The organism is Vibrio sp. CyArs1 (assembly GCF_022432925.1).
Lineage (GTDB): Bacteria > Pseudomonadota > Gammaproteobacteria > Enterobacterales > Vibrionaceae > Vibrio > Vibrio mediterranei.
The window spans coordinates 42135-67942 of sequence record NZ_JAKRBO010000010.1 but is presented as its reverse complement, the minus strand read 5'-3'; the positions used below and the strand labels follow the sequence as shown (position 1 = coordinate 67942).

20 protein-coding genes are annotated in these 25808 nt (G+C 45.4%); 16 read left to right on the top strand and 4 right to left on the bottom strand.

The features are described 5' to 3' along the window. Positions 1-116 precede the first annotated feature (116 nt). From aspA to MMA19_RS22515, 6 genes are all read left to right on the top strand, one after another. Positions 117-1568 carry an aspartate ammonia-lyase gene (aspA, locus tag MMA19_RS22540; RefSeq protein WP_006075419.1) on the top strand — a complete coding sequence of 484 codons (1452 nt, stop codon included), beginning with the start codon at positions 117-119 and terminating at the stop codon, positions 1566-1568. Positions 1569-1716: 148 nt separating this feature from the next. Next, positions 1717-3027, top strand: coding sequence for an anaerobic C4-dicarboxylate transporter (locus tag MMA19_RS22535; RefSeq protein ID WP_038223846.1), 1311 nt, complete (start codon positions 1717-1719; stop codon positions 3025-3027). Between the two features lie 137 nt (positions 3028-3164). After that, positions 3165-4982, top strand: a complete 1818-nt coding sequence (locus MMA19_RS22530) for a protein-disulfide reductase DsbD (RefSeq protein ID WP_240207292.1) — start codon at positions 3165-3167, stop codon at positions 4980-4982. A gap of 109 nt (positions 4983-5091) precedes the next feature. Then, positions 5092-5727 (top strand): response regulator transcription factor, encoded by a 636-nt coding sequence (locus MMA19_RS22525; protein ID WP_038223850.1) that lies wholly within the window; start codon positions 5092-5094, stop codon positions 5725-5727. Positions 5728-6050: 323 nt separating this feature from the next. Then, a complete protein-coding gene (locus MMA19_RS22520; protein ID WP_006075415.1) occupies positions 6051-6317 on the top strand; it encodes a DUF4212 domain-containing protein in 267 nt (88 codons plus the stop codon). An 11-nt stretch (positions 6318-6328) separates the two neighbouring features. Further along, positions 6329-8032 (top strand): sodium:solute symporter family protein, encoded by a 1704-nt coding sequence (locus MMA19_RS22515; RefSeq protein WP_240207291.1) that lies wholly within the window; start codon positions 6329-6331, stop codon positions 8030-8032. A gap of 68 nt (positions 8033-8100) precedes the next feature. On the opposite strand, the gene MMA19_RS22510 is transcribed toward MMA19_RS22515, so the two are convergent. The 4 genes from MMA19_RS22510 to MMA19_RS22495 form a co-directional block, all read right to left on the bottom strand. Continuing rightward, a complete protein-coding gene (locus MMA19_RS22510) occupies positions 8101-8436 on the bottom strand; it encodes a DUF3316 domain-containing protein (RefSeq protein ID WP_031493356.1) in 336 nt (111 codons plus the stop codon). Between the two features lie 254 nt (positions 8437-8690). Further along, a complete protein-coding gene (locus MMA19_RS22505) occupies positions 8691-9023 on the bottom strand; it encodes a DUF3316 domain-containing protein (RefSeq protein WP_031493355.1) in 333 nt (110 codons plus the stop codon). A 161-nt stretch (positions 9024-9184) separates the two neighbouring features. Then, entirely contained in the window at positions 9185-12610 is a 3426-nt protein-coding gene (locus MMA19_RS22500) for a PAS-domain containing protein (protein WP_124940526.1), read from the bottom strand. 71 nt (positions 12611-12681) lie between these two features. Continuing rightward, entirely contained in the window at positions 12682-13869 is a 1188-nt protein-coding gene (locus MMA19_RS22495) for a 3-phenylpropionate MFS transporter (protein ID WP_240207290.1), read from the bottom strand. Positions 13870-14101: 232 nt separating this feature from the next. Here MMA19_RS22495 and MMA19_RS22490 point away from each other — a divergent pair, with 232 nt between their 5' ends. From MMA19_RS22490 to MMA19_RS22445, 10 genes are all read left to right on the top strand, one after another. Then, the gene (locus MMA19_RS22490) at positions 14102-15928 is read left to right on the top strand and encodes a putative nucleotidyltransferase substrate binding domain-containing protein (protein ID WP_240207289.1); all 1827 of its coding nucleotides are present in this window, start codon (positions 14102-14104) and stop codon (positions 15926-15928) included. Positions 15929-15951: 23 nt separating this feature from the next. Continuing rightward, on the top strand, positions 15952-16578 hold the full coding sequence (locus MMA19_RS22485; RefSeq protein WP_038222766.1) for a 3'-5' exonuclease: 627 nt from the start codon (positions 15952-15954) through the stop codon (positions 16576-16578). A 184-nt stretch (positions 16579-16762) separates the two neighbouring features. Further along, on the top strand, positions 16763-18712 hold the full coding sequence (gene acs, locus MMA19_RS22480) for an acetate--CoA ligase (RefSeq protein ID WP_006073433.1): 1950 nt from the start codon (positions 16763-16765) through the stop codon (positions 18710-18712). A gap of 275 nt (positions 18713-18987) precedes the next feature. Beyond that, positions 18988-19437: a type II 3-dehydroquinate dehydratase gene (gene aroQ / locus MMA19_RS22475; RefSeq protein WP_006073432.1), complete on the top strand. Its 450-nt coding sequence runs from the start codon at positions 18988-18990 to the stop codon at positions 19435-19437. Between the two features lie 61 nt (positions 19438-19498). After that, positions 19499-19966 (top strand): acetyl-CoA carboxylase biotin carboxyl carrier protein, encoded by a 468-nt coding sequence (gene accB / locus MMA19_RS22470; protein WP_240207288.1) that lies wholly within the window; start codon positions 19499-19501, stop codon positions 19964-19966. A 15-nt stretch (positions 19967-19981) separates the two neighbouring features. After that, positions 19982-21325, top strand: a complete 1344-nt coding sequence (gene accC, locus MMA19_RS22465; RefSeq protein WP_038223863.1) for an acetyl-CoA carboxylase biotin carboxylase subunit — start codon at positions 19982-19984, stop codon at positions 21323-21325. A gap of 106 nt (positions 21326-21431) precedes the next feature. Further along, positions 21432-22313, top strand: coding sequence for a 50S ribosomal protein L11 methyltransferase (gene prmA / locus MMA19_RS22460; RefSeq protein ID WP_031494195.1), 882 nt, complete (start codon positions 21432-21434; stop codon positions 22311-22313). A 200-nt stretch (positions 22314-22513) separates the two neighbouring features. Next, positions 22514-23482 carry a tRNA dihydrouridine synthase DusB gene (gene dusB, locus MMA19_RS22455; RefSeq protein ID WP_031494196.1) on the top strand — a complete coding sequence of 323 codons (969 nt, stop codon included), beginning with the start codon at positions 22514-22516 and terminating at the stop codon, positions 23480-23482. A 23-nt stretch (positions 23483-23505) separates the two neighbouring features. Continuing rightward, positions 23506-23802, top strand: a complete 297-nt coding sequence (gene fis / locus MMA19_RS22450; protein ID WP_006073423.1) for a DNA-binding transcriptional regulator Fis — start codon at positions 23506-23508, stop codon at positions 23800-23802. A gap of 287 nt (positions 23803-24089) precedes the next feature. Further along, positions 24090-25733, top strand: a complete 1644-nt coding sequence (locus MMA19_RS22445; protein ID WP_240207287.1) for a methyl-accepting chemotaxis protein — start codon at positions 24090-24092, stop codon at positions 25731-25733. Positions 25734-25808 lie beyond the last annotated feature (75 nt).

The following is a 25808-nucleotide window of genomic DNA, read 5'->3' as shown; positions in this document are numbered from 1 at the left end:
GTACCCCATAAGTCAGGACGTAATAACTAGCCAATTATTCTGGCGAATGGATTCTTAAAACAGATTTGGCAAATATACTGTAATCAACGCAGAACAATAATCTAAGGATCCAAAATATGGCTACAACCACACACGCTAATCCTGTAGCAACTCAAGCCACTCGTATTGAAGAAGATCTATTAGGCCAACGTCATGTCCCGGCGGATGCTTATTATGGCATTCACACGCTGCGCGCTATCGAAAACTTTAATATCTCCAACGTTACCATTTCTGATGTACCCGACTTTGTTCGCGGTATGGTAATGACCAAGAAAGCAGCCGCATTAGCCAACAGAGAACTAGGCGTCATTCCAAAAGACATCGCGCAATTCATCATTCAAGCATGTGATGTTATTTTGGAAACTGGCAAGTGCATGGACCAATTCCCATCTGACGTGTTCCAAGGCGGCGCAGGCACTTCTGTCAACATGAACACCAACGAAGTCATTGCTAACGTTGCGCTAGAGCTGATGGGTAAAGAAAAGGGTCAATATGAGTTCATCAACCCTAATGACCATGTAAATAAGAGCCAGTCTACCAACTGTGCGTACCCAACAGGGTTCCGCATCGCGGTTTACAACAGTGTTCGTAAACTCATTGATGCTATCGAGTATCTAAAAGGTTCATTTGAAGACAAGAGCCAAGAGTTCTCTACGATTCTAAAAATGGGCCGTACCCAGCTACAAGATGCCGTTCCTATGACTGTGGGCCAAGAATTCCATGCTTGGGCTGTCACTTTGAACGAAGAAATTCGTAACCTAGACTACACCTCCAAGTTACTGCTTGAAGTAAACCTAGGCGCAACAGCCATCGGTACAGGCCTAAACGCTGCTGAAGGTTATCAAGAGTTAGCCGTTAAACACCTAACTGAAGTCACAGGACTAGAATGTGTTCCAGCTGAAGATTTGATTGAAGCAACGTCAGACTGTGGCGCTTACGTAATGACACACGGCGCTCTAAAACGTTTGGCGGTTAAGCTATCTAAGATCTGTAATGATCTTCGTTTGTTGTCTTCAGGCCCACGTACAGGCTTGAACGAGCTGAACCTACCTGAGCTTCAAGCTGGTTCATCCATTATGCCAGCTAAAGTAAACCCTGTAGTGCCTGAGGTGGTTAACCAAGTGTGCTTCAAAGTACTTGGTAATGACAACACTATCTCATTTGCAGCAGAGGGTGGACAGCTTCAGCTTAACGTGATGGAGCCAGTCATTGCACAAAGCATGTTTGAGTCTCTCGATATTCTGAAGAATGCCTGCATTAACCTTCGTGATAAATGTGTAGATGGCATCACCGTTAATAAAGAAATCTGTGAGGGCTATGTCTTTAACTCTATTGGTATTGTGACTTACCTCAATCCTTATATTGGTCACCACGAAGGCGACATTGTGGGTAAGATTTGTGCTGAAACTGGTAAGAGTGTTCGTGAAGTAGTGCTTGAGAGAGGGCTACTTTCAGAAGAAGAGCTCGATGACATATTCTCAGTAGACAATCTGATGAAACCTCAGTATAAAGCGAAACGCTACGAGTAATACTGCAGTTAAGGCTCTCCTTTTGGGGAGCCTTTTTAGTTGTTACTTTGCCAAATTAAAGACTTTATAAAATTCAAATAACACGACATAAACAAATATCTTCCGTCATTTACACAAATGACCCAAAGATATAATGCGAGGAATTGCTATGGTTGCTATAGAACTGGCCGTCGTACTGCTATTTATCTATTTAGGTGCACGTATAGGCGGTATTGGAATTGGTTTAGCGGGTGGTGCGGGTGTTATTGCCCTATCTTTAGTCTTAGGCGTACCGACAAGCCAAGCTTACATCCCGGTGGATGTTATTCTAATTATCATGTCGGTCATTACTGCGATTGCCGCAATGCAAGTTGCTGGTGGCATGGACTGGTTAGTACAAGTTGCTGAAGATTTTCTTCGCAAACATCCAGAAAGGATTACCTTTTACGCTCCAATTGTAACTTTCTTGATGACACTCATGGCTGGTACAGGTCATACCGCGTTCTCTACACTACCTGTAATTGCCGAAGTGGCAAAAGGTCAGGGCGTTCGTCCATCTCGCCCGCTTTCAATCGCCGTTGTCGCTTCCCAAATCGCAATTACAGCGTCTCCAATCTCAGCCGCAGTTGTCGCTTTTGCAGCTATGCTAGCGCCAATGGGCGTTGATTACTTAACACTTCTTGCGGTTTGTATCCCAACCACCTTTATCGCTTGTATGGTCGGTGCGTTTGTTGCCAACTTTATGGGTAGCGAGCTTAAAGATGATCCGGTTTATCAAGAGCGCTTGGCTCAAGGTCTTATCAAACTAAACACTGCTCAAAAACGTGAGATCCTACCGACAGCGAAGAAAGCAACCTACATCTTCCTAGGTGCGATTGCCTTCGTTGTTTGTTACGCAGCGGCTATCTCTGGCTCTATTGGTTTGATTGAAGACCCTGCACTTGGACGTAACGAAGCAATTATGACGGTGATGTTAGCAGCGGCAGCCATCATCACGCTAACCACTAAGATCGATGCGTCTAAAATTCCTTCAGCAGCCACCTTCCGCTCGGGCATGACAGCATGTGTGTGCGTACTAGGTGTTGCATGGTTAGGCTCAACATTCGTTAACGCACACGTGGACGGCATCAAAGAATTTGCAGGCGCGCTACTTGCTGACTACCCATGGATGCTAGCCCTAGTACTGTTCTTTGCTTCTATGCTGCTTTATTCTCAAGGTGCAACGACAGTTGCACTTATGCCAGCAGCATTGGCGATTGGAGTTGCTCCTCTCACAGCGGTTGCCTCATTTGCAGCGGTTAGTGCACTATTCGTTCTTCCAACGTACCCAACCTTATTGGCGGCGGTAGAAATGGATGACACAGGTTCAACGAGAATCGGTAATCTAGTCTTTAACCACCCATTCTTCATTCCTGGTGTTGCAACTATCGCAACAGCAGTCGCACTAGGCTTTGCCTTTGGCGGCATTTTGATTGGCTAACCTTAGGCTATTCTAAAAAATGAGAGCTGCGTTGATACGCGGCTCTTTTTTTGTCTGAGTTGAAACAAAACAGCCTATCTTCCTGTCCTAAGTTAATATAACCTCAACTTATTCACGATCGCGTTTACTTGGCTTGTATGTACCGAATATTGTCTCCGTTCATCTTACTTTTCGCTATTGCCTTCTCTACCCCGAGCTGGGCGCTATTTGGCAACTCCAATAATGCACCAGCTTTCGCTCCAAATACCGCCAATACTTTTGTCCCTGTTGATGAAGCTTTCCCTATGAACTTCTACCAACAAGGTAATAAAGTGTTCATCGATTGGCAGGTCAAAGAGGACTATTACCTCTATCAAGAGCGCATTGCAATCAGTGGTGAAAATGTCGCTATTGGCAGCATCAAGATGGAAGACGGAACACCGTATAAAGATGAATTTTTTGGTGACGTCAATATATACACAGAACCCCTTTTTGTCGAAGTACCATTGAGTCAATATCAGACTGGAGCCAAGCTCATTGTGCAGTACCAAGGCTGTGCAAAAGCAGGCTTCTGTTATCCACCAGAAACACGTGTCATAGACATCAGTCCATTCGACTTTGACAGTGCAACTCCTCTCGATAACGCGAATGTCGTTAAAACAACAGCTGCGGATACTGCTAACGCCACACCCTCGAAAACTCGAGATAGTGAACTGACTGATAAACTGGCTCAAAACTGGTGGACACCTGCATTATTTTTACTATTAGGCATAGGGCTCGCATTCACGCCTTGTGTGCTACCTATGTACCCTATCCTAACCAGCATTGTATTGGGCGGTGGTAAACGCAGCCATAAACAAGCACTGGTATTATCTCTCGTATATGTACAAGGTATGGCGTTAACTTACACACTACTGGGACTAGTCGTCGCCTCTGCTGGTATGCAGTTTCAAGCCGCGATGCAGCATCCGTATGTGTTGATCGGCCTCAGTACTTTGTTTGTCGCGTTATCATTATCTATGTTTGGTTTGTATACCCTACAGCTCCCAAGCGGACTGCAAACTTGGCTCAATAATCTCAGCAATAAGCAGCAAGGTGGCAACTTATTTGGTGTTTTCGCCATGGGAGCTATCTCAGGTTTAGTCTGTTCTCCTTGTACTACGGCTCCGTTATCAGGAGCGTTGTTGTATGTAGCACAAAGTGGAGATTTACTGACTGGCGGTATTGCGCTTTATGCTCTTGCCCTAGGTATGGGTATCCCTCTTATGGCTGCCGCGGTATTTGGAAATAAACTGCTGCCTAAAGCGGGTAATTGGATGGAACGAGTTAAAATACTGTTTGGTTTTGTCTTACTCGCAGCGCCAATCTTTCTACTTGAAAGACTACTGCCTGAGTTTTGGAGTACCGTGCTTTGGTCAGTACTGGGCATCTCTGCCTTTGGTTGGCTTTATCATCAGAAAAACGCACTGCCCTTCGGCGGTTGGAAACAAAGCTGTGTTGGGATACTGGCCATCCTAGGTTTATTTGCTTCAGCACAACCTTTGTTGAACCATTGGTTTGGCTCCACCAGCAATAATGTGAGCAGCGAAGTCACTGTCAGTTTTATTCAGATTAGTAATGTGCAAGAGCTCAATGCGGAACTCACCAAAGCAAAACAAGCCGGAAAACCCGTTATGCTGGACTTCTATGCCGACTGGTGTGTGGCGTGTAAAGAGTTCGAGAAGTACACCTTCCATGATGCCTCGGTTGAGCCCGTGTTGTCTCAGTTTGTGTTACTTCAAGCCGACGTCACTAAAAACCAACCTCAAGATATTGAGTTGCTTAAACAGATGGATGTGCTTGGACTCCCTACGATTGAATTTTGGGATGCAAAAGGCAATGCGGTGTCCAGCGCTCGTCTTACAGGCTTTGTTCCTGCTGAAGATTTTTTGCAACATCTTCGTAAAAACCAGCTGATTGCTACTTTGAGCCCATGATAGACAATAAAAATTCGATTCTCATCAGAGTTTTGCATTGATTCATTTGTTCAAAGAGCCGTCTGAATTAATAATATAAATTAACACTTTCGTAAAAAGTTGAGATGTTATGGAACCCAGCTACACCATTATTATCGCTGATGATCACCCACTCTTTAGGAATGCACTTTTCCAATCAGTGCACATGGCGATAAGTGGTGCCAATCTATTAGAAGCTGATTCCTTGGATTCGCTACTTGGATTGCTTGCCAAGAATGATGAACCAGATTTGATCTTGCTTGATCTTAAAATGCCAGGAGCCAATGGCATGTCCGGACTGATTCACCTACGAGCTGACTATCCGGATATTCCGGTCGTCGTTATCTCTGCTAGTGAAGAGCCCAGTATCGTGTCTCAAGCTAAAACGCATGGCGCTTTTGGTTTTATTCCTAAATCCAGTGACATGCGTGAACTGATTAATGCTTTGAATCAGGTGTTGAACGGAGAACCTTATTTCCCTGCTGAGCTTTTGATTGATAGTGCTGAGAACAACGACCTTGCGGAAAAGCTGGCGACACTTACTCCACAACAATACAAAGTATTAGGCATGTTGTCTGATGGTTTACTGAACAAGCAAATTGCTTATGATTTGAATGTCTCTGAAGCTACAATCAAAGCACATATGACGGCGATATTTAGAAAACTTGGTGTAAAGAATCGTACTCAAGCGGTGATTCTATTGCAGCAAATGGAATCCGACAGCTAGCTCTTTCCGCTCCTCAACTCGCTTCACTACTCCCTTTAGAGCTAGTTACTATGCGCTCTGAAGGGGATTTCATGCAGTATTTGCAATAAATTCCTACCTCATTCAACTACTTTTATTTCCAATCTTATCGATAAACGTTAGACCTTTGGCTAATTTAACATCAAATTAACATCACACTTTTCATACCGAAATTCAGCAAAGCTTTGTTTTGTATATGCTTAATCATTTTCTTCTGTCGACTAAAGTTGCACTGAGTTATCGCCTTTAGCCTGCTACCTTATAAAACGTAACAATACGTTAACACCACACAGAAGGAGAAGGCCATGGCGTTCGAATCATCAGAACAAGCTCAAGCCTATTGGAAGGAAAATCTAGGAATCATGGGATCCCTATTAGCCGTTTGGTTCATCGTATCTTACGGCGCAGGAATCCTGTTTGTTGACGCACTTAACGCTATTCAGTTTGGCGGATTTAAACTGGGCTTCTGGTTTGCACAACAAGGTTCAATCTACACCTTTGTTGCACTGATTTTTGTTTATGTCGCTCGCATGAACGCTCTCGACAAGAAATATAACGTACAGGAAGACTAAGAGGCACACTAATGGATATTCAAACTTGGACGTTTATTCTTGTTGGTATTACCTTCGCGCTCTATATCGGTATCGCGATTTGGGCACGCGCAGGTTCAACAAGTGAATTTTATGTCGCTGGCGGTGGTGTTCACCCTGTAGCGAACGGTATGGCTACGGCAGCTGACTGGATGTCGGCCGCATCATTTATCTCAATGGCAGGTATTATCTCATTCATCGGTTACGATGGTGCGGTGTATCTAATGGGTTGGACAGGTGGTTATGTTCTACTTGCTCTATGTCTAGCACCATACCTACGTAAGTTCGGCAAATTTACCGTGCCTGACTTTATCGGTGATCGTTACTACTCTAAAACGGCACGTATGGTAGCAGTATTCTGCGCAATTTTCGTTTCTTTCACTTACGTGGCTGGACAGATGCGTGGCGTTGGTGTTGTATTCTCTCGATTCCTAGAGGTAGATATTAACCTTGGTATCGTTATCGGTATGGCGATCGTCTTCTTCTACGCGGTAATGGGTGGGATGAAAGGCATCACGTATACTCAGGTGGCGCAATACTGTGTGTTAATCTTTGCATTCTTAGTACCAGCCGTGTTTACTTCACTCATGATGACAGGCTCAGTCTTCCCACAAGTGGGCTTTGGCTCAACTATCTCGGGCTCTGAAACCTACTTACTTGATAAACTTGATGGCTTGACTCAAGAGCTTGGCTTTACCGCTTATACTGATGGCTCGAAGAGTATGGTCGACGTCTTCTTTATCTGTGCAGCTCTAATGGTCGGTACTGCGGGTCTACCTCACGTTATTATTCGCTTTTTCACAGTACCTCGCGTAAAAGATGCACGTATCTCAGCAGGTTGGGCACTTGTCTTTATCTCGCTACTTTATACCACTGCGCCTGCAGTAGCAGCCTTCGCTCGCGTTAACATGATTGACACAATCAACGGTCCAGACATGAAAGGTGTCGCAGCAGCTGAAGCACCAAGCTGGTACAAAAACTGGGAAAGCACTGGTCTAGTAGGTTGGGAAGATAAGAACGGTGACGGCAGAATGTTCTACTCAGGCGACGAACGCAATGAGATGAAAATTAACCGTGACATCATCGTACTGGCTTCTCCAGAGCTTGCTCAATTACCAAACTGGGTAGTTGCATTGCTGGCTGCTGGTGGTCTTGCCGCCGCACTTTCTACCGCAGCAGGTCTACTGCTTGTTATCTCAACAGCCGTCTCGCACGACTTGCTCAAGAAAGGGTTTAAGCCCGACATGACCGATAAGCAAGAATTGATGTATGCCCGGATAGGCGCCGCACTCGCCGTAATAGGTGCAGGTTACCTAGGTATCAACCCACCAGGGTTCGTAGCTCAGGTAGTAGCATTCGCCTTCGGCTTAGCAGCGGCTTCCTTCTTCCCTGCGATTATCCTAGGTATCTTCTATAAGAAGATGAATAAAGAAGGTGCGATCGCAGGTATGCTTTCAGGTATCTTGTTCACTGCGGCTTACATCATCTACTTCAAGTTTATAAACCCAGCAGCAAATACACCAGATAATTGGTTATTTGGAATCAGCCCAGAAGGTATCGGTACTCTAGGTATGTGTTTGAACTTCACGGTTTCTATCATCGTTAACAAGTTCACCGCTGAAGTGCCGAAAGAAGTACAAGATATGGTTGAGTCAATCCGCTATCCGAAAGGTGCGGGCGCAGCACACGACCACTAATATAGCGCTAAAACGCTAAAACTAAAAAGCCACCGCAATTGCGGTGGCTTTCTCGTTCAACGCCGAACTTATGAGCGCTCTTTATAAGAGTAATCGACATCGATCACCGCACGATACATGACGTTGCCGCTATTCTCAGCGAACTCCTCGACAGTAACTTGAGCATCTTGGACCTCAATAGAATTACGCAGAAGGTCATTTTCGTTGACACGAAGCTTATACACTAAATCGGTAGAAGGGGTAGATTTCAAATCGTTTACCATTTTGAAGCCAGCTTCATACGCTTGCTCTTTAGTGTTAAAACCTTCTGTACGGAAATCGGCATCACCTACCAAACTCGTAGTAGTTGCCATAGCGGCAGTAGACATAACTAATGATGCTGTAATAAATGCTAGTTTTTTCATGATTTCACCTCATTGTTTCCTTTTGGGGATATCCCCTCACCGTACATACAAATATGTTGGTGTTAAGCCAAGTACTTCAACGGACTCCAACTTACTTACGGTGCATACTTACTAAAAGTTAAGCAACCCAACAGTAGTGACAATACAACGCAAAATGATGTGTATTATCATTAGCAAAATAGTTTGCTACTGTTTCTACGGTCAGATAACCAATTCAGATTAACGTATCTCGATATATAAAGACCGTCGTGATATTAACTATCTTTCGCGTCATATTGATAATTTACGTCAACAATAGCACGGTATTTAATAACACCTTGTTTTTCCGCAAATTCCTGAACCACAATTTCTGTGTCATTTAGTTCAATACTATTAAATCCCGTATCATGGCCATTGAGTTTTAACTCGTGAGCAAGTTCGCCATGTGGCATTGCTTTTAGGTCTTTAACTAGGTCGTACCCAGCTTCATAAGCTTGTTGCTTCGAGTCGAAAGCTGATGTTCTAATTTCCGTATTGCCTAAGTCGCTTCCTGCGAACACACTTCCAGAAACTAAAACTAATGATGTGATGGTTAGTAGTTTTTTCATGTATTCACCTTTTTATTGTTGGCTGACTCTCTGTGAGTGGTGTCTAGATTACCGAGTCATTTGTAAAGAGTCTGTCAACGAAGGTAAAGACAACAACATATTTAGTAAAGACATAGAAAAAGAGAAAACATAACCATAACAATTACATTTTCTCTGACATTTTATTGACTTAATATAGCCCTCAACTTTAATGGTTTGACAGGTTTAGCAATAAACTTGAATCCATTCGACTTAATGCCTTCAAGCATTGAGTCTGTTCTATCGGCACTAATAATAACGCCATTAAATGAATCACCGATACGTAACCTAAACTGTTGAAGCACTTCCAGCCCAGTACGTCCATTGTCTAACCGGTAATCCGATAGAATGACATCAGGCTCCCACCCCTCTTCTAAGTGCTTAAGACTAGCAACCAGATCCAATGCGGTACGAACATCACAACCCCACCGAGCTAGTAAGGTTTGCATCCCGACTAAAATGTCGGGTTCGTTATCCACGCATAGCACTTTGAGATGACTTAGCCCCGCATCTGGCGCCAATTTGGCTTTGTCGGCAGCAGGAGCCACTTCAGTCGCCACATCCAGAGTTATCGAGAAGACGCTTCCTCTATCCGGCCACGAGCGCATCGATATCTGGTGATTAAGCACTCTTGCAATACCACGTGATATCGCAAGCCCTAGCCCAAGGCCTTGATCTGCGCGTGCTTGATCTACCCGAGTAAACTCATTAAAAATCTCTTTTTGCTTGTCTTCAGGAATACCAATGCCATCATCCCAGACATCAATTCTTACTCGCCCGTTAACTCTTCTTGCACCTAACAGCACCTTACCTTCTGGGTTATAACGAAACGCATTAGTGAGGAAGTTCTGTAACACGCGGCGCAGCAATTTTGGATCAGACTTTACGATGAGCGAGGAAGAGACGACCGAGAAATCGATCTGTTGACCAATAGAGATAGCACTAAATTCCGCTTTCAGGTTGTTAAAGACTTCCGACAGTTGAAACCCGCGCACGTTAGTCTGCAACTTCCCAGATTCAAGGCGTGAAATATCCAGCAAATCGCCAATCAACTCCTCTGCGGCTCCCAATGCACTCTCGATATGAGAAGAGAGTTGGCGTGTTTCATCATCCTTGCTTGCCTCCGATAAAGAAGAGGCAAATAAACGAGCTGCATTTAGCGGCTGCATTAAGTCATGGCTCACCGCAGCTAGAAAACGCATTTTTGATTGCGATTCTGATTCCGACTTTTTGGTGGCAAACACCAATCGTTTGTTGAGCTGTTCGAGCTCTTGCGTTCGTTCAATCACCCGCTCTTCAAGCCGTTCATTCGCATCACGTAGGGCACTTTCTGCTTCTCTAAATACCGTAATGTCAGTAAAGCTCATAACAAAGCCGCCGCCGGGCATAGGGTTACCTTGAACTTCGATCACGCTACCATCGGGACGCACTCGAGACGACGTATGAGGAGAGCCTTGCTCTAGATAATGGATGCGTTTGCGAACATGCTCATTAGGATCACCTGGCCCACATAAGCCTTGTTGTGCATTGTGACGAATGACATCAGCAATGGGTCTGCCAACTTGGATTAAACCAGCAGGAAAGCTGAATAGCTCGAGGTATCGACGGTTCCACGCTACCAACCGAAGCTGTTTGTCTACTACCGCTATGCCTTGTCCAATATGTTCAATTGCCCCTTGCAACAAGCCACGACTAAAATGATAAAGCTCCGACGCTTCATCAACAATGGTTGCCACTTCCTCAAGCTGCATATTTCGTCCCTGCAAGGCCGACGTTAACACCAATTTGGCCGATGACGCACCAAACACCCCAGCTAAAACACGTTCGGTATGACGAATTAGCTCTGCTGAGGCTTGCTGATTGGGTAAAGGCTGCTTTTCCTGCTGCTTCCAAAACTGTCGAAATGCACTTCTGACTCTGGTTCTGCCAACAAACCGAGAAGCAAGCATCTCCAGTTCAGCCACTGTGACTCGGCTTTGATATAAGCTGAGATTCTCACTTTCAGGAAGTGGCGTACCAACAAACGAAGCCGATTGCAGTCTTTCTGTTAGGCTTGAACGAGTGGCCAGTGAAATCACTACAAAGCAAATAGCATTCAACACGACGCTAATCAGCATGCCCCAGTCAGAGCTTTCAATATGCAGAGATGAGAGAATATCGGGCGGCGTAATCACTCGTAAAAGTAAGTTATTGGTCGCATCGCCAGCTAAAAGCCCGGTTTCACTCATCAGGGTGATCAGCCAAATGGCGAATCCAACAAACAGTCCGACATACACCCCTTTTCGATTGCCAAGACGCCAATACATCCCCCCTATCAAAGCAGGTGCAAACTGGGTAATAGCCGAAAATGACAAAAAGCCAATCGCCGATAGCGAGTGTATTGTGTCCAGCGCCTGATAAAACGCCCAAGCGCCAAACAACAGCAAGCAAATGAGTGCTCGACGAATTATAAGCAGCAGACCGGATAAATGACGGTGTGAGCGGTGCGCCAGTTTAATTCGGCGCAGCAATAATGGCATCACCAGATCATTCGACACCATAATTGCCAATGCAATGGTAGACACAATCACCATACCACTGGCGGCAGATGTGCCTCCTAAAAACGCCAATAAGGCGATGTTGTTCGCCTCTGCAAATTTAGGAATACTGATGACGAAGGTATCTGGAGATGTTCCCATCAATAAGCCTTGTCCTACCCAAGCAATTGGCAACACAAATATCCCCATCAGAACCAAATACGCGGGGAACAACCACCTTGCAGTATGTAAATCTTGGGCGCGCTCATTCTCCACTACAATCGTGTGGAACTGACGCGGCAGACACACGATCGCCATCATGGTCAGGCCGGTATGAATTAGCAAGGTAGGAATATTAGGGGATTGATAGGTATTCGATGCCAGTTCACCAAGATGGATATCTGGGCGCTGCCATGCCAAGTAAAGAATGAAAAAGCCAACAACGAGGAACGCTACCAGTTTGATGATTGATTCAAAAGCAACAGCCATCATCATGCCGCGATGGTGCTCGGTATTATCGATATGGCGAGTGCCGAACAGCATGGTAAAAATTGCTAGCGCACCAACAACAAACCACGAAATATGATTATCTTGATAACCCAGTTCATCCGCTAGATTCGGTGCGACGACATCCAATCCCATCGTAATACCGCGAAGCTGTAATGCTATGTAAGGCAAGATGCCGGCTACTGCAATCAGCGTCACCACTACCGCTAAGCCTTGAGACTTGCCATATCGTGCGGCAATAAAATCCGCGATTGAAGTAATGTGTTCGCGCTTTGCTATCAAAATAAGGCGAGCAATAACACGCCAGCCTAATGTGAAGACGATAATGGGGGCGATATAAATGGGTAGGAATGCCCAAGGATTTGAGCTAGCTTGACCAACGGTTCCGTAAAAGGTCCACGAAGTACAATACACAGCAATAGACAGGCTATACACCCAAGGTCGCCAGTTAGACAACCATTTCTTTTGTCTGTCTCCATACCACGCAATAAGAAACAAAATCCCCAAATACGCCAGTGAAACGGGGACGACTACCCATCCTTGCATGTTGTGATATCCCTTTAAATTCCTTAACTATTATTTAAAGGGCTATCACTAATTTTCACAAATGTTCAGCCTCAATTCTGTGGCTCAGGCTGAGAATTTTCGTTGATATCTCGCACACCTTTGTTTTTCGGCTCAACTTTAATAAACAGTGCGAGGAAGCCCATCGCCGCCATCCCCCAGAAAACGTTGGCTCCCCACAGTTCGTAGCCCCAGCCACTGACGGCCATCATCAACGCAATAAATGCACCCAATGGGATGGCGTTATACAGGGCCTGCAATGCCACCATCTTGTTAGCATCAGACTTTTGGATATATCGAATGGCAGCAATATGAGCGATCGCGAACGTCACACCATGCAGTAACTGGATAACGACAAGTGCCCCAACGGCGGTCGTTGAAGCCGTCAAACCCCAACGAACCATGACACCAACAGAAGAAATAACAAACAGAGTGCGTAGCGACCATCCTGCAAACCATTTCTTACTGAAAGCGAACAATAGCACTTCCGATACCACACCTAGGCTCCACAAATAGCCGATTAGGCTTTCTGGATGCCCTGCTTCCTTCCAATAAATAGAGCTAAAGCTGTAATAAGCCGCATGGCTTCCCTGAATAAGCGCAATAAGCACCAAAAAGCGTATCACCGACCAATCTTTTAACAGTAATGTCAGCTTTGGCCTAACCGCATCATCTTCATGTTGAGAAACTGGCATAGTCGCTGGACTACGCATCACCAACAGCATCGAGAACACGAAACCCGCAATCGCAGTGTAAACAATCATATTCGGGCCAAACTGTGAGGCTAAATAACCTACCACAGAAGAACCCGCTATAAAGGCAATAGAGCCCCAAAGTCGGGTACGGCCATAATCCAACATACTGCGATTCGCATAGTGGTTAGCCATAGCATCGGATAAAGGCACAACCGGGCCAAAGCTGAGGTTAAACAGAACTGTGACCAAGGCTAGCATCATAAAACTTGGGCCTGCTGCTAGGTGAGCAGCGACAAAAATGGTGCACGCTAACGTTGCCCAGCGTAGTGCTGGTAACAGACTTTCTGCTTTGTGAATTCGCGGGGTAATCAATAGGTTTGCAACGCAGCGAGTCGCAAAGCCTAATCCCATCAACATACCGACATCAGCTGCAGATACCCCTTGATCTTCAAACCATAACGCCCAAAAAGGCAGATAAACACCGTAGGCAAAAAAGAAACCAAATAAATATTGGGATACCCAAGCAAATGGGGATGGACTCAACATAGCAGCAACCTAAAACAACGACAGGAAAGAGAGCGAAGAGACGCTCTAAATAAGATCGCGCCCATTATGCAATGCGAAACGTTTGCAAAAAAGGGAATTGTTTATAGAAATGAATTTCCCCATATCAAAATGCCCTAAATATTACGTGGCCAATATTCGACTAAAGTCGTCTGGAGCTTGTCGTTAATTTTGCCAGACTATCAGCATAGCCACGGTTACGGAGCTCGTTTTTATGCCTGATAAATTCAATATGTCGTCACCTCCTTTCGACAGACTCACCGAACAGCAACAAAATCAGCTAAGAACAGCCTTAGATGTCGCGTACTTTCGAGATAAGGACGTCATGCTGCGTGCCGGGTCACCCAGCGACAGTTTACATATTATTATTAAAGGCTCTGTCGAAGAGCGCGATGAACACAACCAAGAAGTATTTGCCCACTATACCTATGATGATCTCTTCGACGTCCGTGCATTACTGGGCGATAGCGTGAAACACAATTATGTCGCTTTAGAGGACACCTTAGTTTACTTGTTACCTAAAGAGGTATTCTTATCTCTTTATCATAGTAACGGGCAGTTTGCGGCCTACTTTGATACCAGTTTGGCTACCCGTCAGCAGTTGATAGAAGAAGCACAGAAGCAACAAAACCTTGCTGAGTTCATATTGACCAAAGTCGACGAAGACATCTACCACCCTCCTTTAATTCTAGGGCCAGACTTAACCATTACTGACGTTACTAAGCAGCTGCTCAATCATGGTGTCGACGCCGCATTAATTGAACTGAATCTGGATACTGACACGCAGCAGCGCCACCCTAATACCCTGCCTTACGGCATAGTCACTCGCACCAATATGCTCCATGCCGTCGTGCTAGAAAACCTACCTAATACCACTCCAATCAGTGAGATTGCTACTTTTCCAGTCCACCAAGTCGACAAAGAAGAGTTCCTTTTCAATGCCATGGTGACTATGACTCGACAACGGGTAAAGCGACTAATGGTATGCGAAGGGAAGAAAGCGGTGGGCATGCTCGATATGACTCAAATCCTCAGTGCTTTCTCTACACACTCGCATGTGCTGTCACTCAGTATCGCCAGAGCCAACAATGTTGATGAGTTGGCGTTAGCATCTAATCGACAGCAGCAACTGGTAGATAGTCTCGTGACTAACGGAATCCGAACTCGATTTATGATGGAACTGGTTTCTGCTATCAACGAGCAAATCATTGAGCGCGCGTTTGAGCTTATTCTGCCACCTGCGATGCACGGTCACTGCTGTCTTATCGTCATGGGCTCAGAAGGTCGTGGAGAACAGATTCTAAAAACTGACCAAGATAACGCGCTTATCTTAGAAGATGGTATTGATTGGCCTAATAAAGACAGCGCGCTCAAGGAGTTAAACCATACACTAGCCAGGCTAGGTTACCCACTTTGCCCTGGCAATGTGATGGTCAGCAATGCTCATTGGGTCAACACCACCAGCGAATGGAAACAGCGCATAGAACAACTCGTGAGTAGCGCTAGTAGTGAAAGTGTCATGGAAATCGCGATTCTGGCCGACGCCAGAGCTGTCGCAGGAAACGCTGAATTGTTAACACCAGTTAGGCAACATTTGCAACAGCAGATGGAAGGTCAAGAAGCAATCCTTACCGAATTCACTCGCCCAGCCCTCAACTTTGCAGTGCCTCTGACTTTGTTTGGCAATGTTAAGTCATCAAAACAAGGTGTGGATCTTAAACAAGGCGGTATCTTCCCAATAGTTCATGGGGTGCGCGCCATCAGTCTTGAGTATGGTATCAACGAAACCAACACCTTTGATCGCATCGAACAACTGGTCAGTAAGCGAGTATTAGAAACCTCCACCGCAGAAAATTTGGCCGAAGCGCTCAAGCATTTCTTTAAACTCAGACTGCAGCAGCAGCTATCTCATCACGATATTAGCAATGCCATTCAACTTAATGATTTAGAGAGACCAGAGCGAGACTTACTACGACATGGATTCCATGTCGTGAAAAAATTTAAACAGTGGCTGGGATATCACTACCAAATACGTCACTAATTTCAGCGGAACAAGGCAGTACCATGAATATTATCTCAAGAGCCTATTGGCGCTATCATTTGCGCCACTCGCCACATCGGCACTTGTTTGCTCGCCCCAAACACAATGAGTATGTGTCCTTGGATTGTGAGACGACAAGCTTAGACCCAAGTGTGGCAGAGATTGTCACCATCGCCGCAACTAAAATTATTGATAACCGAATAATCACTAGTGACCCATTTGAAGTGCGTTTATCTGCACCCAAATCTCTAGGAGAAGACTCGGTGAAGATTCACCATATTACTCACGATGAGCTCAAACACGGCATTAGCGAAAAACAAGCGATGTCAGCACTGCTGAACTTTATTGGTAATCGACCTTTGGTAGGCTATCACATCCGTTATGATAAGAAGATTCTTGATCGCGCAGCTAAAAAACACCTTGGGTTCCCCCTACCCAATGAGCTCATTGAAGTTAGTCAGATCTACAATGATAAACTACTCAAGCTGCTTCCCAATGGTTACTTCGATCTAAGTTTGGAGGCAATCTGTCGACATTTGCAGATTCCTAATTATCACAAACATGATGCATTGGAAGACGCTAAAGCCGCCGCCATGGTCTATCTCAAGCTGACTCGAGGCTCACTTCCACCCTTTCGCCCACAGAGCTAATTATGTTAATCGGTCAGAATGCGACTTAGCTCTCATTAACGCAGGCTTGTAAGTCATTAATTTTGTTTGTTTTTCCTATACTAAGCCTAAAGTCTAATTGCTGAATACCGCAATCTAGCCGAGAGTTAATACACGATCTAGTTCAGCCCTAGTCAAAAAAGCTCAATTCACAAGGAGAGAAGCAATGAGTGAAGTTCATGTTTATCCGGTAAAAGAAAATATTAAAACAAACACTCACGCGGATGACGACACTTACCTATCCATGTACCAACAATCCGTCAGCGATCCTGAAGCCTTCTGGGGTGAGCATGGAAAAATCGTTGATTGGATTAAGCCATTTACCAAAGTAAAGCAAACCTCATTCGACACTGGACACGTTGATATTCGTTGGTTTGAAGATGGCACCCTGAACGTATCTGCCAACTGTATCGATCGTCACTTAGCGGATAAAGGTGATGAGGTTGCCATTATTTGGGAAGGCGACAACCCAGAAGATGACAAGACTCTAACTTTCAATGAGCTTCATAAAGAAGTGTGTAAGTTCTCTAATGCATTAAAAGCTCAAGGAGTTCACAAAGGCGATGTCGTCTGCCTCTATATGCCAATGGTGCCAGAAGCCGCCATCGCTATGTTAGCTTGTACTCGTATTGGTGCAGTTCATACGGTGGTATTTGGTGGTTTCTCGCCTGAAGCACTCTCTGGACGCATTATCGACTCCGATGCCAAAGTCGTTATTACGGCGGACGAAGGAGTACGTGGTGGACGTGCAGTTCCACTTAAGAAAAATGTCGATGAAGCACTGACCAATCCAGATGTAAAAACCATTAGCAAAGTGATGGTGTTAAAGCGCACCGGAGGCGATGTCGAATGGCACGAGCACCGCGACGTTTGGTGGCATGAAGCGACAGCGCAAGCTTCTGACGTTTGTCCTCCAGAAGAGATGAAAGCGGAAGACCCGCTGTTTATTCTATACACCTCTGGCTCTACTGGTAAGCCAAAAGGTGTACTTCATACTACTGGTGGTTATCTCGTGTACGCCACCATGACCTTTAAATACGTCTTCGATTATCAACCAGGTGAAACCTTCTGGTGTACCGCTGATGTAGGTTGGATCACTGGCCATACTTATTTGGTTTATGGACCACTGGCAAACGGGGCTAAAACGATTCTGTTTGAAGGTGTACCAAACTACCCTGACACAAGTCGTATGAGTGAAGTGGTTGATAAGCATCAGGTTAATATCCTTTATACCGCTCCAACAGCAATCCGCGCATTAATGGCTAAAGGTGATGAAGCCGTCAAAGGCACGACTCGCGATAGTCTGCGCATTATGGGCTCAGTTGGTGAACCTATTAACCCAGAAGCCTGGGAGTGGTATTACAAGACCATCGGCAATGAGAAATCACCAATCGTCGACACATGGTGGCAAACTGAGACGGGTGGCATTCTTATTACCCCATTACCAGGGGCAACCGAACTTAAACCTGGCTCAGCGACACGTCCATTCTTTGGTGTTCAACCTGCTCTGGTAGACAACATGGGCAATGTTATTGACGGTGCCACCGAAGGTAACCTTGTCATTCTTGATTCATGGCCAGGTCAGATGCGTACAGTTTATGGTGACCATGACCGCTTTGAGCAAACTTATTTCTCTACATTTAAAGGCATGTACTTTACTGGTGATGGTGCTCGTCGCGACGAAGATGGCTATTACTGGATTACTGGTCGTGTTGATGATGTGCTGAACGTCTCAGGCCACCGCATGGGAACCGCCGAAATTGAATCCGCCTTGGTTGCCTTCGATAAAATTGCTGAAGCGGCCATTGTTGGTATCCCACACGATATTAAAGGTCAGGCAATTTACGCTTATATCACTCTTAATGACGGTGAATTCCCATCGGCAGAGCTGCATAAAGAAGTGAAAGATTGGGTGAGAAAAGAGATTGGCCCAATCGCTACACCAGATGTACTTCATTGGACTGACTCGTTACCTAAGACTCGTTCAGGTAAAATCATGCGCCGTATCCTACGCAAAATTGCGACTGGTGATACTAGCAACCTTGGTGATACCTCGACCTTGGCAGATCCAAGCGTCGTAGATAAGCTGATTGCAGAAAAAGCCGAACTTGCTTAACTTATTTGACACTTAATCAACAAACCGCCCGCTTTTCGGGCGGTTTTTTTGTATCAGGATTTATCAAGGTGACGTCAAAATGTGCTCTGTGTTGCAATTTTTCTGACAGACAAGAGGTGATTAGACCAGTAAATTGCTGCTAAATGCTGTGAATTAGCTATAATCTTGGTCAATTTTTAAAAATATGATGGTTATGAGCTTTTCATACCCTCGTTTTTTTATGTAGACTTGAAATAAATCACGTTTATTTCACGTTAACCGAAGATGGCGACATTATGGCAGCAAAGTCACGAATTCTAGTTTTAAATGGACCAAATCTTAACCTCTTAGGTCTAAGAGAACCTGGTCATTATGGAAATGAAACACTAGCGCAAATCGTTGATAACTTAACTGATCAAGCATCACTTGCGGATATTGAATTGTCCCATCTCCAGTCAAATCGTGAATATGAACTGATTGAAGCCATCCATGCTGCGCATGGTAATACTGATTTTATCATTATTAACCCTGCTGCTTTTACGCACACGAGTGTTGCACTACGTGATGCATTACTGGGTGTTTCAATCCCATTTATTGAAGTGCACTTATCTAACGTTCATGCCCGAGAAACATTCCGTCATCATTCTTATTTGTCTGATGTTGCCCAAGGTGTTATCTGCGGATTGGGTTCGCAAGGCTATGAATTTGCGCTTTCAGCTGCCATTAAAGCCCTGAAAGCAAAATAACCAAATACTCTACGGCTCAATATTTGAGGCCGTCTTACTCACAAGATAAAGAGAAAGAAACATGGATATTCGTAAAATTAAAAAGCTAATTGAACTTGTAGAAGAATCTGGCATTGCAGAGCTAGAAATTTCTGAAGGTGAAGAATCGGTACGTATCAGCCGCAACAGTCCGGTAAGTGCAGCACCAGCACCAGTTCAATATGCTGCTGCACCTGCTCCAGCAGCAGCGCCAGCACCTGCAGCAGCACCTGCAGCAGCGCCAGCGGCATCAGGAGACGAACCAGCAGCCCCAGCTGGTCACCAAGTTCTTTCTCCAATGGTTGGTACGTTCTACAGCGCTCCAAGCCCAGATGCGAAACCATTTGTAAAAGTAGGCCAACAAGTTAACGCTGGCGATACTCTATGTATCGTTGAAGCGATGAAAATGATGAACCAAATCGAAGCAGACAAGTCTGGTGTGATTGCAGCAATCCTTGTTGAAGATGGCCAACCTGTTGAGTTCGATCAAGCTCTAGTAATTATCGAATAATAGAGAGCGCTCATTATGTTAGATAAATTAGTAATCGCGAACCGTGGTGAAATTGCACTACGTATTCTGCGAGCATGTAAAGAGCTAGGTATCAAAACGGTTGCTGTTCACTCAACGGCTGACCGCGATCTTAAGCACGTGCTACTAGCAGACGAAACCATTTGTATTGGTCCTGCACGCGGTATCGATAGCTACCTAAATATCCCACGCATCATTAGTGCCGCGGAAGTGACTGGTGCCGTTGCTATCCACCCAGGTTATGGTTTCCTATCTGAGAACGCTGACTTTGCTGAACAAGTAGAGCGTAGTGGTTTCATTTTTGTTGGTCCTAAAGCAGAAACGATTCGCCTGATGGGTGACAAAGTTTCGGCAATCAACTCAATGAAGAAAGCAGGTGTTCCTTGCGTTCCTGGTTCTGATGGTCCTTTAGACGACGACGAAACGAAGAACAAAGCGCACGCTAAGCGCATTGGTTACCCAGTCATCATCAAAGCCTCTGGTGGCGGCGGTGGTCGTGGTATGCGTGTCGTTCGTAGCGAAGGTGAGCTTATTGAAGCTATCGCTATGACACGTGCAGAAGCAAAAGCCGCTTTCAACAATGATATGGTTTACATGGAGAAATTCCTAGAAAATCCACGTCACGTTGAAGTTCAAGTGATTGCTGATGGCCAAGGTGGCGCAATTCACCTAGGTGAGCGCGACTGTTCTATGCAGCGTCGTCACCAAAAAGTAGTGGAAGAAGCTCCAGCTCCAGGCATTACAGAAGAAATGCGTAAGTACATCGGTGAGCGTTGTACTCGTGCATGTATTGAAATTGGTTACCGCGGTGCAGGTACGTTCGAATTCCTATACGAAAACGGTGAGTTCTACTTCATCGAAATGAACACTCGTATTCAGGTAGAGCACCCAGTAACAGAGATGGTAACAGGTGTAGACCTAATCAAAGAGCAGCTTCGTGTTGCTGCAGGTCAGCCACTGTCTTTCACTCAAGATGACATCAAACTTCGTGGCCACGCTATCGAGTGTCGTATCAATGCGGAAGATCCTGAGCGTTTCTTACCATGTCCAGGTACTATCACGCGTTTCCACGCGCCAGGTGGTATGGGTGTACGTTGGGAATCTCATATCTACACTGGCTACACTGTGCCTCCTCACTACGACTCAATGATCGGTAAGCTAATCACTTTTGGTGAGAACCGCGATGTTGCCATTGCTCGTATGAAGAACGCACTGGGTGAGATGATTGTGGAAGGTATTAAAACTAATATCACACTTCAAGAATCGATTATGAATGATGAGAACTTCCAACACGGTGGTGCCAACATTCATTACCTAGAGAAAAAGCTTGGCATGAGCTAAGCCCTTTCTAAAAATACTAAAAACCCACTACGGTGGGTTTTTTTATGCTCACTTAACGCGAATCTGCTACACTCTGCGCAAAATTCGTCAAGCAAGGACCCAACTCATGCCTTGGATTCAAATCAAACTAAATGCAACCAACGAAAACGCTGAACAAATCGGCGATATGTTGATGGAAGAAACTGGCGCTCTATCCGTCACCTTCCTAGATGCACATGATACCCCTGTTTTTGAGCCGTTACCTGGCGAAACTCGTCTGTGGGGCGATACTGACATCGTAGCCCTGTACGATGCAGAAGCAGACACCAAGCTTATTTTGACCCAAATAACTGCGTCAAACATGCTCGCTGAGGGCTTTGCTCATAAAGTTGAACAGCTCGAAGACAAAGATTGGGAGCGTGAGTGGATGGAAAACTTCCACCCAATGAAGTTTGGCGAACGCTTGTGGATTTGCCCAAGCTGGCGCGATGTTCCAGAGCCAGATGCCGTAAATGTGATGCTAGACCCTGGTTTGGCTTTTGGCACAGGCACGCACCCTACTACAGCTCTGTGTCTTGAGTGGCTTGAATCTTTAGACCTTGCTGGTAAAACCGTTATCGACTTTGGTTGTGGCTCTGGGATCCTAGCAATCGCCGCGATCAAGCTTGGTGCAGCAAAAGTAATCGGGATCGACATCGATCCTCAAGCTCTAACCGCATCGAAAGATAACGCTGAGCGCAATGGCGTTGCTGACCAATTGGAGCTATTCCTACCACAAAACCAACCGGAAGGCTTAATTGCCGATGTGGTCGTTGCCAATATTCTTGCGGGTCCTCTTCGTGACCTATCTGGCATCATTAAAGGCTTAGTGAAAGAAGGTGGCCAACTTGCCATGTCTGGCGTGTTAGACACCCAAGCAGAAGATGTTGCGAACTATTACCGTGATGAGATGACTATCGACCCAATCGTTGAGCTCAATGAATGGTGCCGAATCTCGGGTAAAAAGTAACCATTATTATTTACAAAGCAGTGCGTTAGCTTGCTAACGCACTGCTTTTTTTTGTTGATACAGAATAGTTTTACCACTAAACGCCTGAAAATCAGGCAATTTGCAGAAACAAATTGTAAATGCTCAAATATTAGTCTTTTCACGCACCGAAAAAATGCGTAAAATGCGCGCCCTTGCTTGTGTAAACCTGTGGCAATGTTTTGAGAATCGGACAATACCAACTTAAGAACAATCTGATTGTGGCGCCTATGGCGGGTGTTACGGATAGACCGTTTCGAGAGTTGTGCCTTCGTTACGGTGCGGGAATGGCGGTCAGTGAAATGATGTCATCCAACCCGAAACTGTGGAAAACAGCTAAGTCACAGCAACGCATGGTGCACGAGGGTGAATCTGGTATTCGCTCGGTGCAAATAGCAGGTGCCGATCCCAAGCTTATGGCTGAGGCGGCACAATTCAGTGTTGAGAACGGTGCGCAAATCATCGACATCAACATGGGTTGCCCTGCTAAAAAAGTGAATAAAAAGCTCGCGGGCTCAGCTCTGCTTAAGTACCCAGACATTATCGAAGATATTCTGCGTACTGTGGTTGATGCCGTAGATGTCCCTGTGACATTGAAAACCCGTACGGGCTGGGATACAGACAATAAGAACTGTGTCCAAATTGCAAAACTAGCCGAAGACTGCGGCATACAAGCACTCGCCCTTCACGGTCGAACTAGAACTTGTATGTACAAAGGCGAGGCAGAATACGACAGCATCAAAGCGGTTAAAAACGCTATCTCTATACCGGTTATTGCTAACGGTGATATCGATAGCCCTGAGAAAGCGAAATTCGTACTGGATTATACCGGTGCAGACGCTTTGATGATTGGACGTCCGGCCCAAGGACGGCCATGGATTTTTGAGGAAATCCAACACTATTTGGAAAACGGTACACTGATGCCAGAGCGTCCCACCGAGGACGTACAAGGCATTTTGCTAGGTCATGTTCAGGCACTTCATCAATTTTATGGTGAATATTTAGGTCCACGCATCGCTCGTAAGCATGTTGGCTGGTATTTAAAAGAACATGAACAAGCCAGTGAGTTCCGCCGTGCCTTCAACGCGATTGAAGCGGCTAATGAGCAGCTAAACGCATTGCAAGGCTATTTTGAAAACGTTGCATCATAATTACGAGAAGAGCTAAACCGATTATGTTCGAACAAAATTTGACTTCAGAACCATTGACAGTTACTACAGTAACATCTCAAGACCAGATCACACAGAAGCCTCTACGCGACTCTGTAAAAGCGTCTCTAAAGAACTACCTTGCTCAATTAAATGGTCAAGACGTCACTGAATTGTATGAACTAGTTCTAGCGGAAGTAGAACAGCCGCTACTAGACACCATCATGCAGTACACTCGCGGTAACCAAACTCGCGCAGCAACTATGATGGGTATCAACCGCGGTACTCTTCGTAAGAAACTTAAGAAATACGGCATGAACTAATCCATTGTGATTGTTTTTGTGAAAAAGCCAGAGCCTAGCTCTGGCTTTTTTATTGTCTGTAGATCACAACTCTGCTGTTATCAGCCATATTGCATTCGATAAAACGGAACTTGGGTCAAATCTTAGACCATTAGGGAATAGCCGGATGTTTCACCATCACGTATCGTAGAACACACAATAACCACAAAACCTTGTCAGACTGGCCACACAATAACAAACAATGAAAGTCAGCATGCCAACTGCCCTGTTGGTAATGTGTTCACCTATAAGAAAAAGGAGTTCTTAGGATGAATGCCTCATTTTTGCGCCGTAGCTCTATTCAAACTCGTCTCTATCTACTGATAGCGATTGTCTCCATCACGCTGATGGTCCCGCTCGTTCTCGCACTAGTTGATTATCAACAATCCCTGATAGCGGCAAAGAAAACTAAAACTCGCCACTTAGTTGAGAGTGCCTACTCGCTTGTCAACCATTACCACCAGCAACAATTGTCCGGTCAGTTGAGTCAACAGCAGGCTCAAGCAGCGGCCGCTGAAGCGATTCAGAGCCTTCGTTATGAAGGGAACGATTATTTTTGGATTAACGATCTTACCCCCACCATGGTCATGCACCCTATCAAGCCCCAACTAAACGGGCAAAACCTTAGTCAAATTGCCGACCCTAGTGGCAAAAAACTGTTTGTTGAGATGGTGCAAGTTGCAAAACAACAACAAGCGGGCTTTGTACCTTATCTCTGGCCTAAACCTGGTTTAGAAACACCCGTAGAGAAAGTCTCTTATATCAAAGCCTTTAAGCCTTGGGGATGGATTATCGGCACTGGTGTCTATGTCGATGATGTTCAAGCGCAAGTCTGGCAAGCCATACAGAAAGTCTTAATAACCGTCGTGATCGCGTTGGCCTTTATGTTAGCATGTGCCACCCTCATCAGCCGCAGTATTGCGAAACCTTGCCGCGAAACATTAGAGGCACTGACAGAGATAGCCAGCGGTGACGGCGATCTATCGAAGAAGCTACCAGAGCAAGGCAATGATGAATTGAGCCATATTGCCGCTGCATTTAACCGCTTCACACATAAGTTGGAACACATCATTCGCGATATTAAGCCGGTAACCGACAACATAACCCAAGCTGCCATTTCCCTTAACGCTGTAGCACAAAACGGGGCTAGTCAATCACAGCAGCAACAGCAAGCTGTGGATACCGTAGCGTCCGCTATGAACGAGTTGCATGCCAGTAACCAAGAAGTGGCCAACTCTGCTCAGCATGCCGCTCATGCTGCCACTTTAGCCAGTGAACAAGGACAGCAAGGTAGTGAAGTGATAGAACTTGCCGCGTCATACATGCAGTCCCTCTCAGAGCGTCTTACAGAAACGGATAACAACATCAAGCTACTGGCGAGTGACACCCAACAGGTAGGGGCCGTCTTAGAGGTGATTCGTGGCGTGGCTGAACAAACCAATTTGCTCGCGCTCAATGCTGCTATCGAAGCAGCTCGTGCGGGAGAGCAGGGTCGAGGCTTTGCGGTGGTTGCAGATGAAGTTCGCACATTGGCCACTCGCACTCAAAGCAGCACGGACGAAATCGAACTGATTATTCAGAAGTTGCAAAATCAAGCGGCGCAAGTAAGTCAATCGATGACCCAAACTCAGCAACAGTCACAACAAACATTAGAACAAGCGAGCAACGCCAAGCTCGCGCTGCAAGAGATTGACACCCAAGTGAACGCTATCGTTGCGCTGAATCAGCAAATCGCTGAAGCCAGTTCACAGCAAACCTTGGCGACTGACGAAATTAGCCAGAACCTAACACAAATTGCTGATCACGGTAATCAGTCAGCTCTAGAAGCTCAAAAACTGGCTCAAGCCAGTGAGCGGTTAATGGAAAACGGCCATCAACTCAGTTCTGGTATAAGCACCTTTAAAGTCTCTTAGCCTTAAGTACTAAGAATAAAAAAGGCGAACAGTCACGCTGTTCGCCTTTGATATTAAGCGGTCGTCAATCGGGGT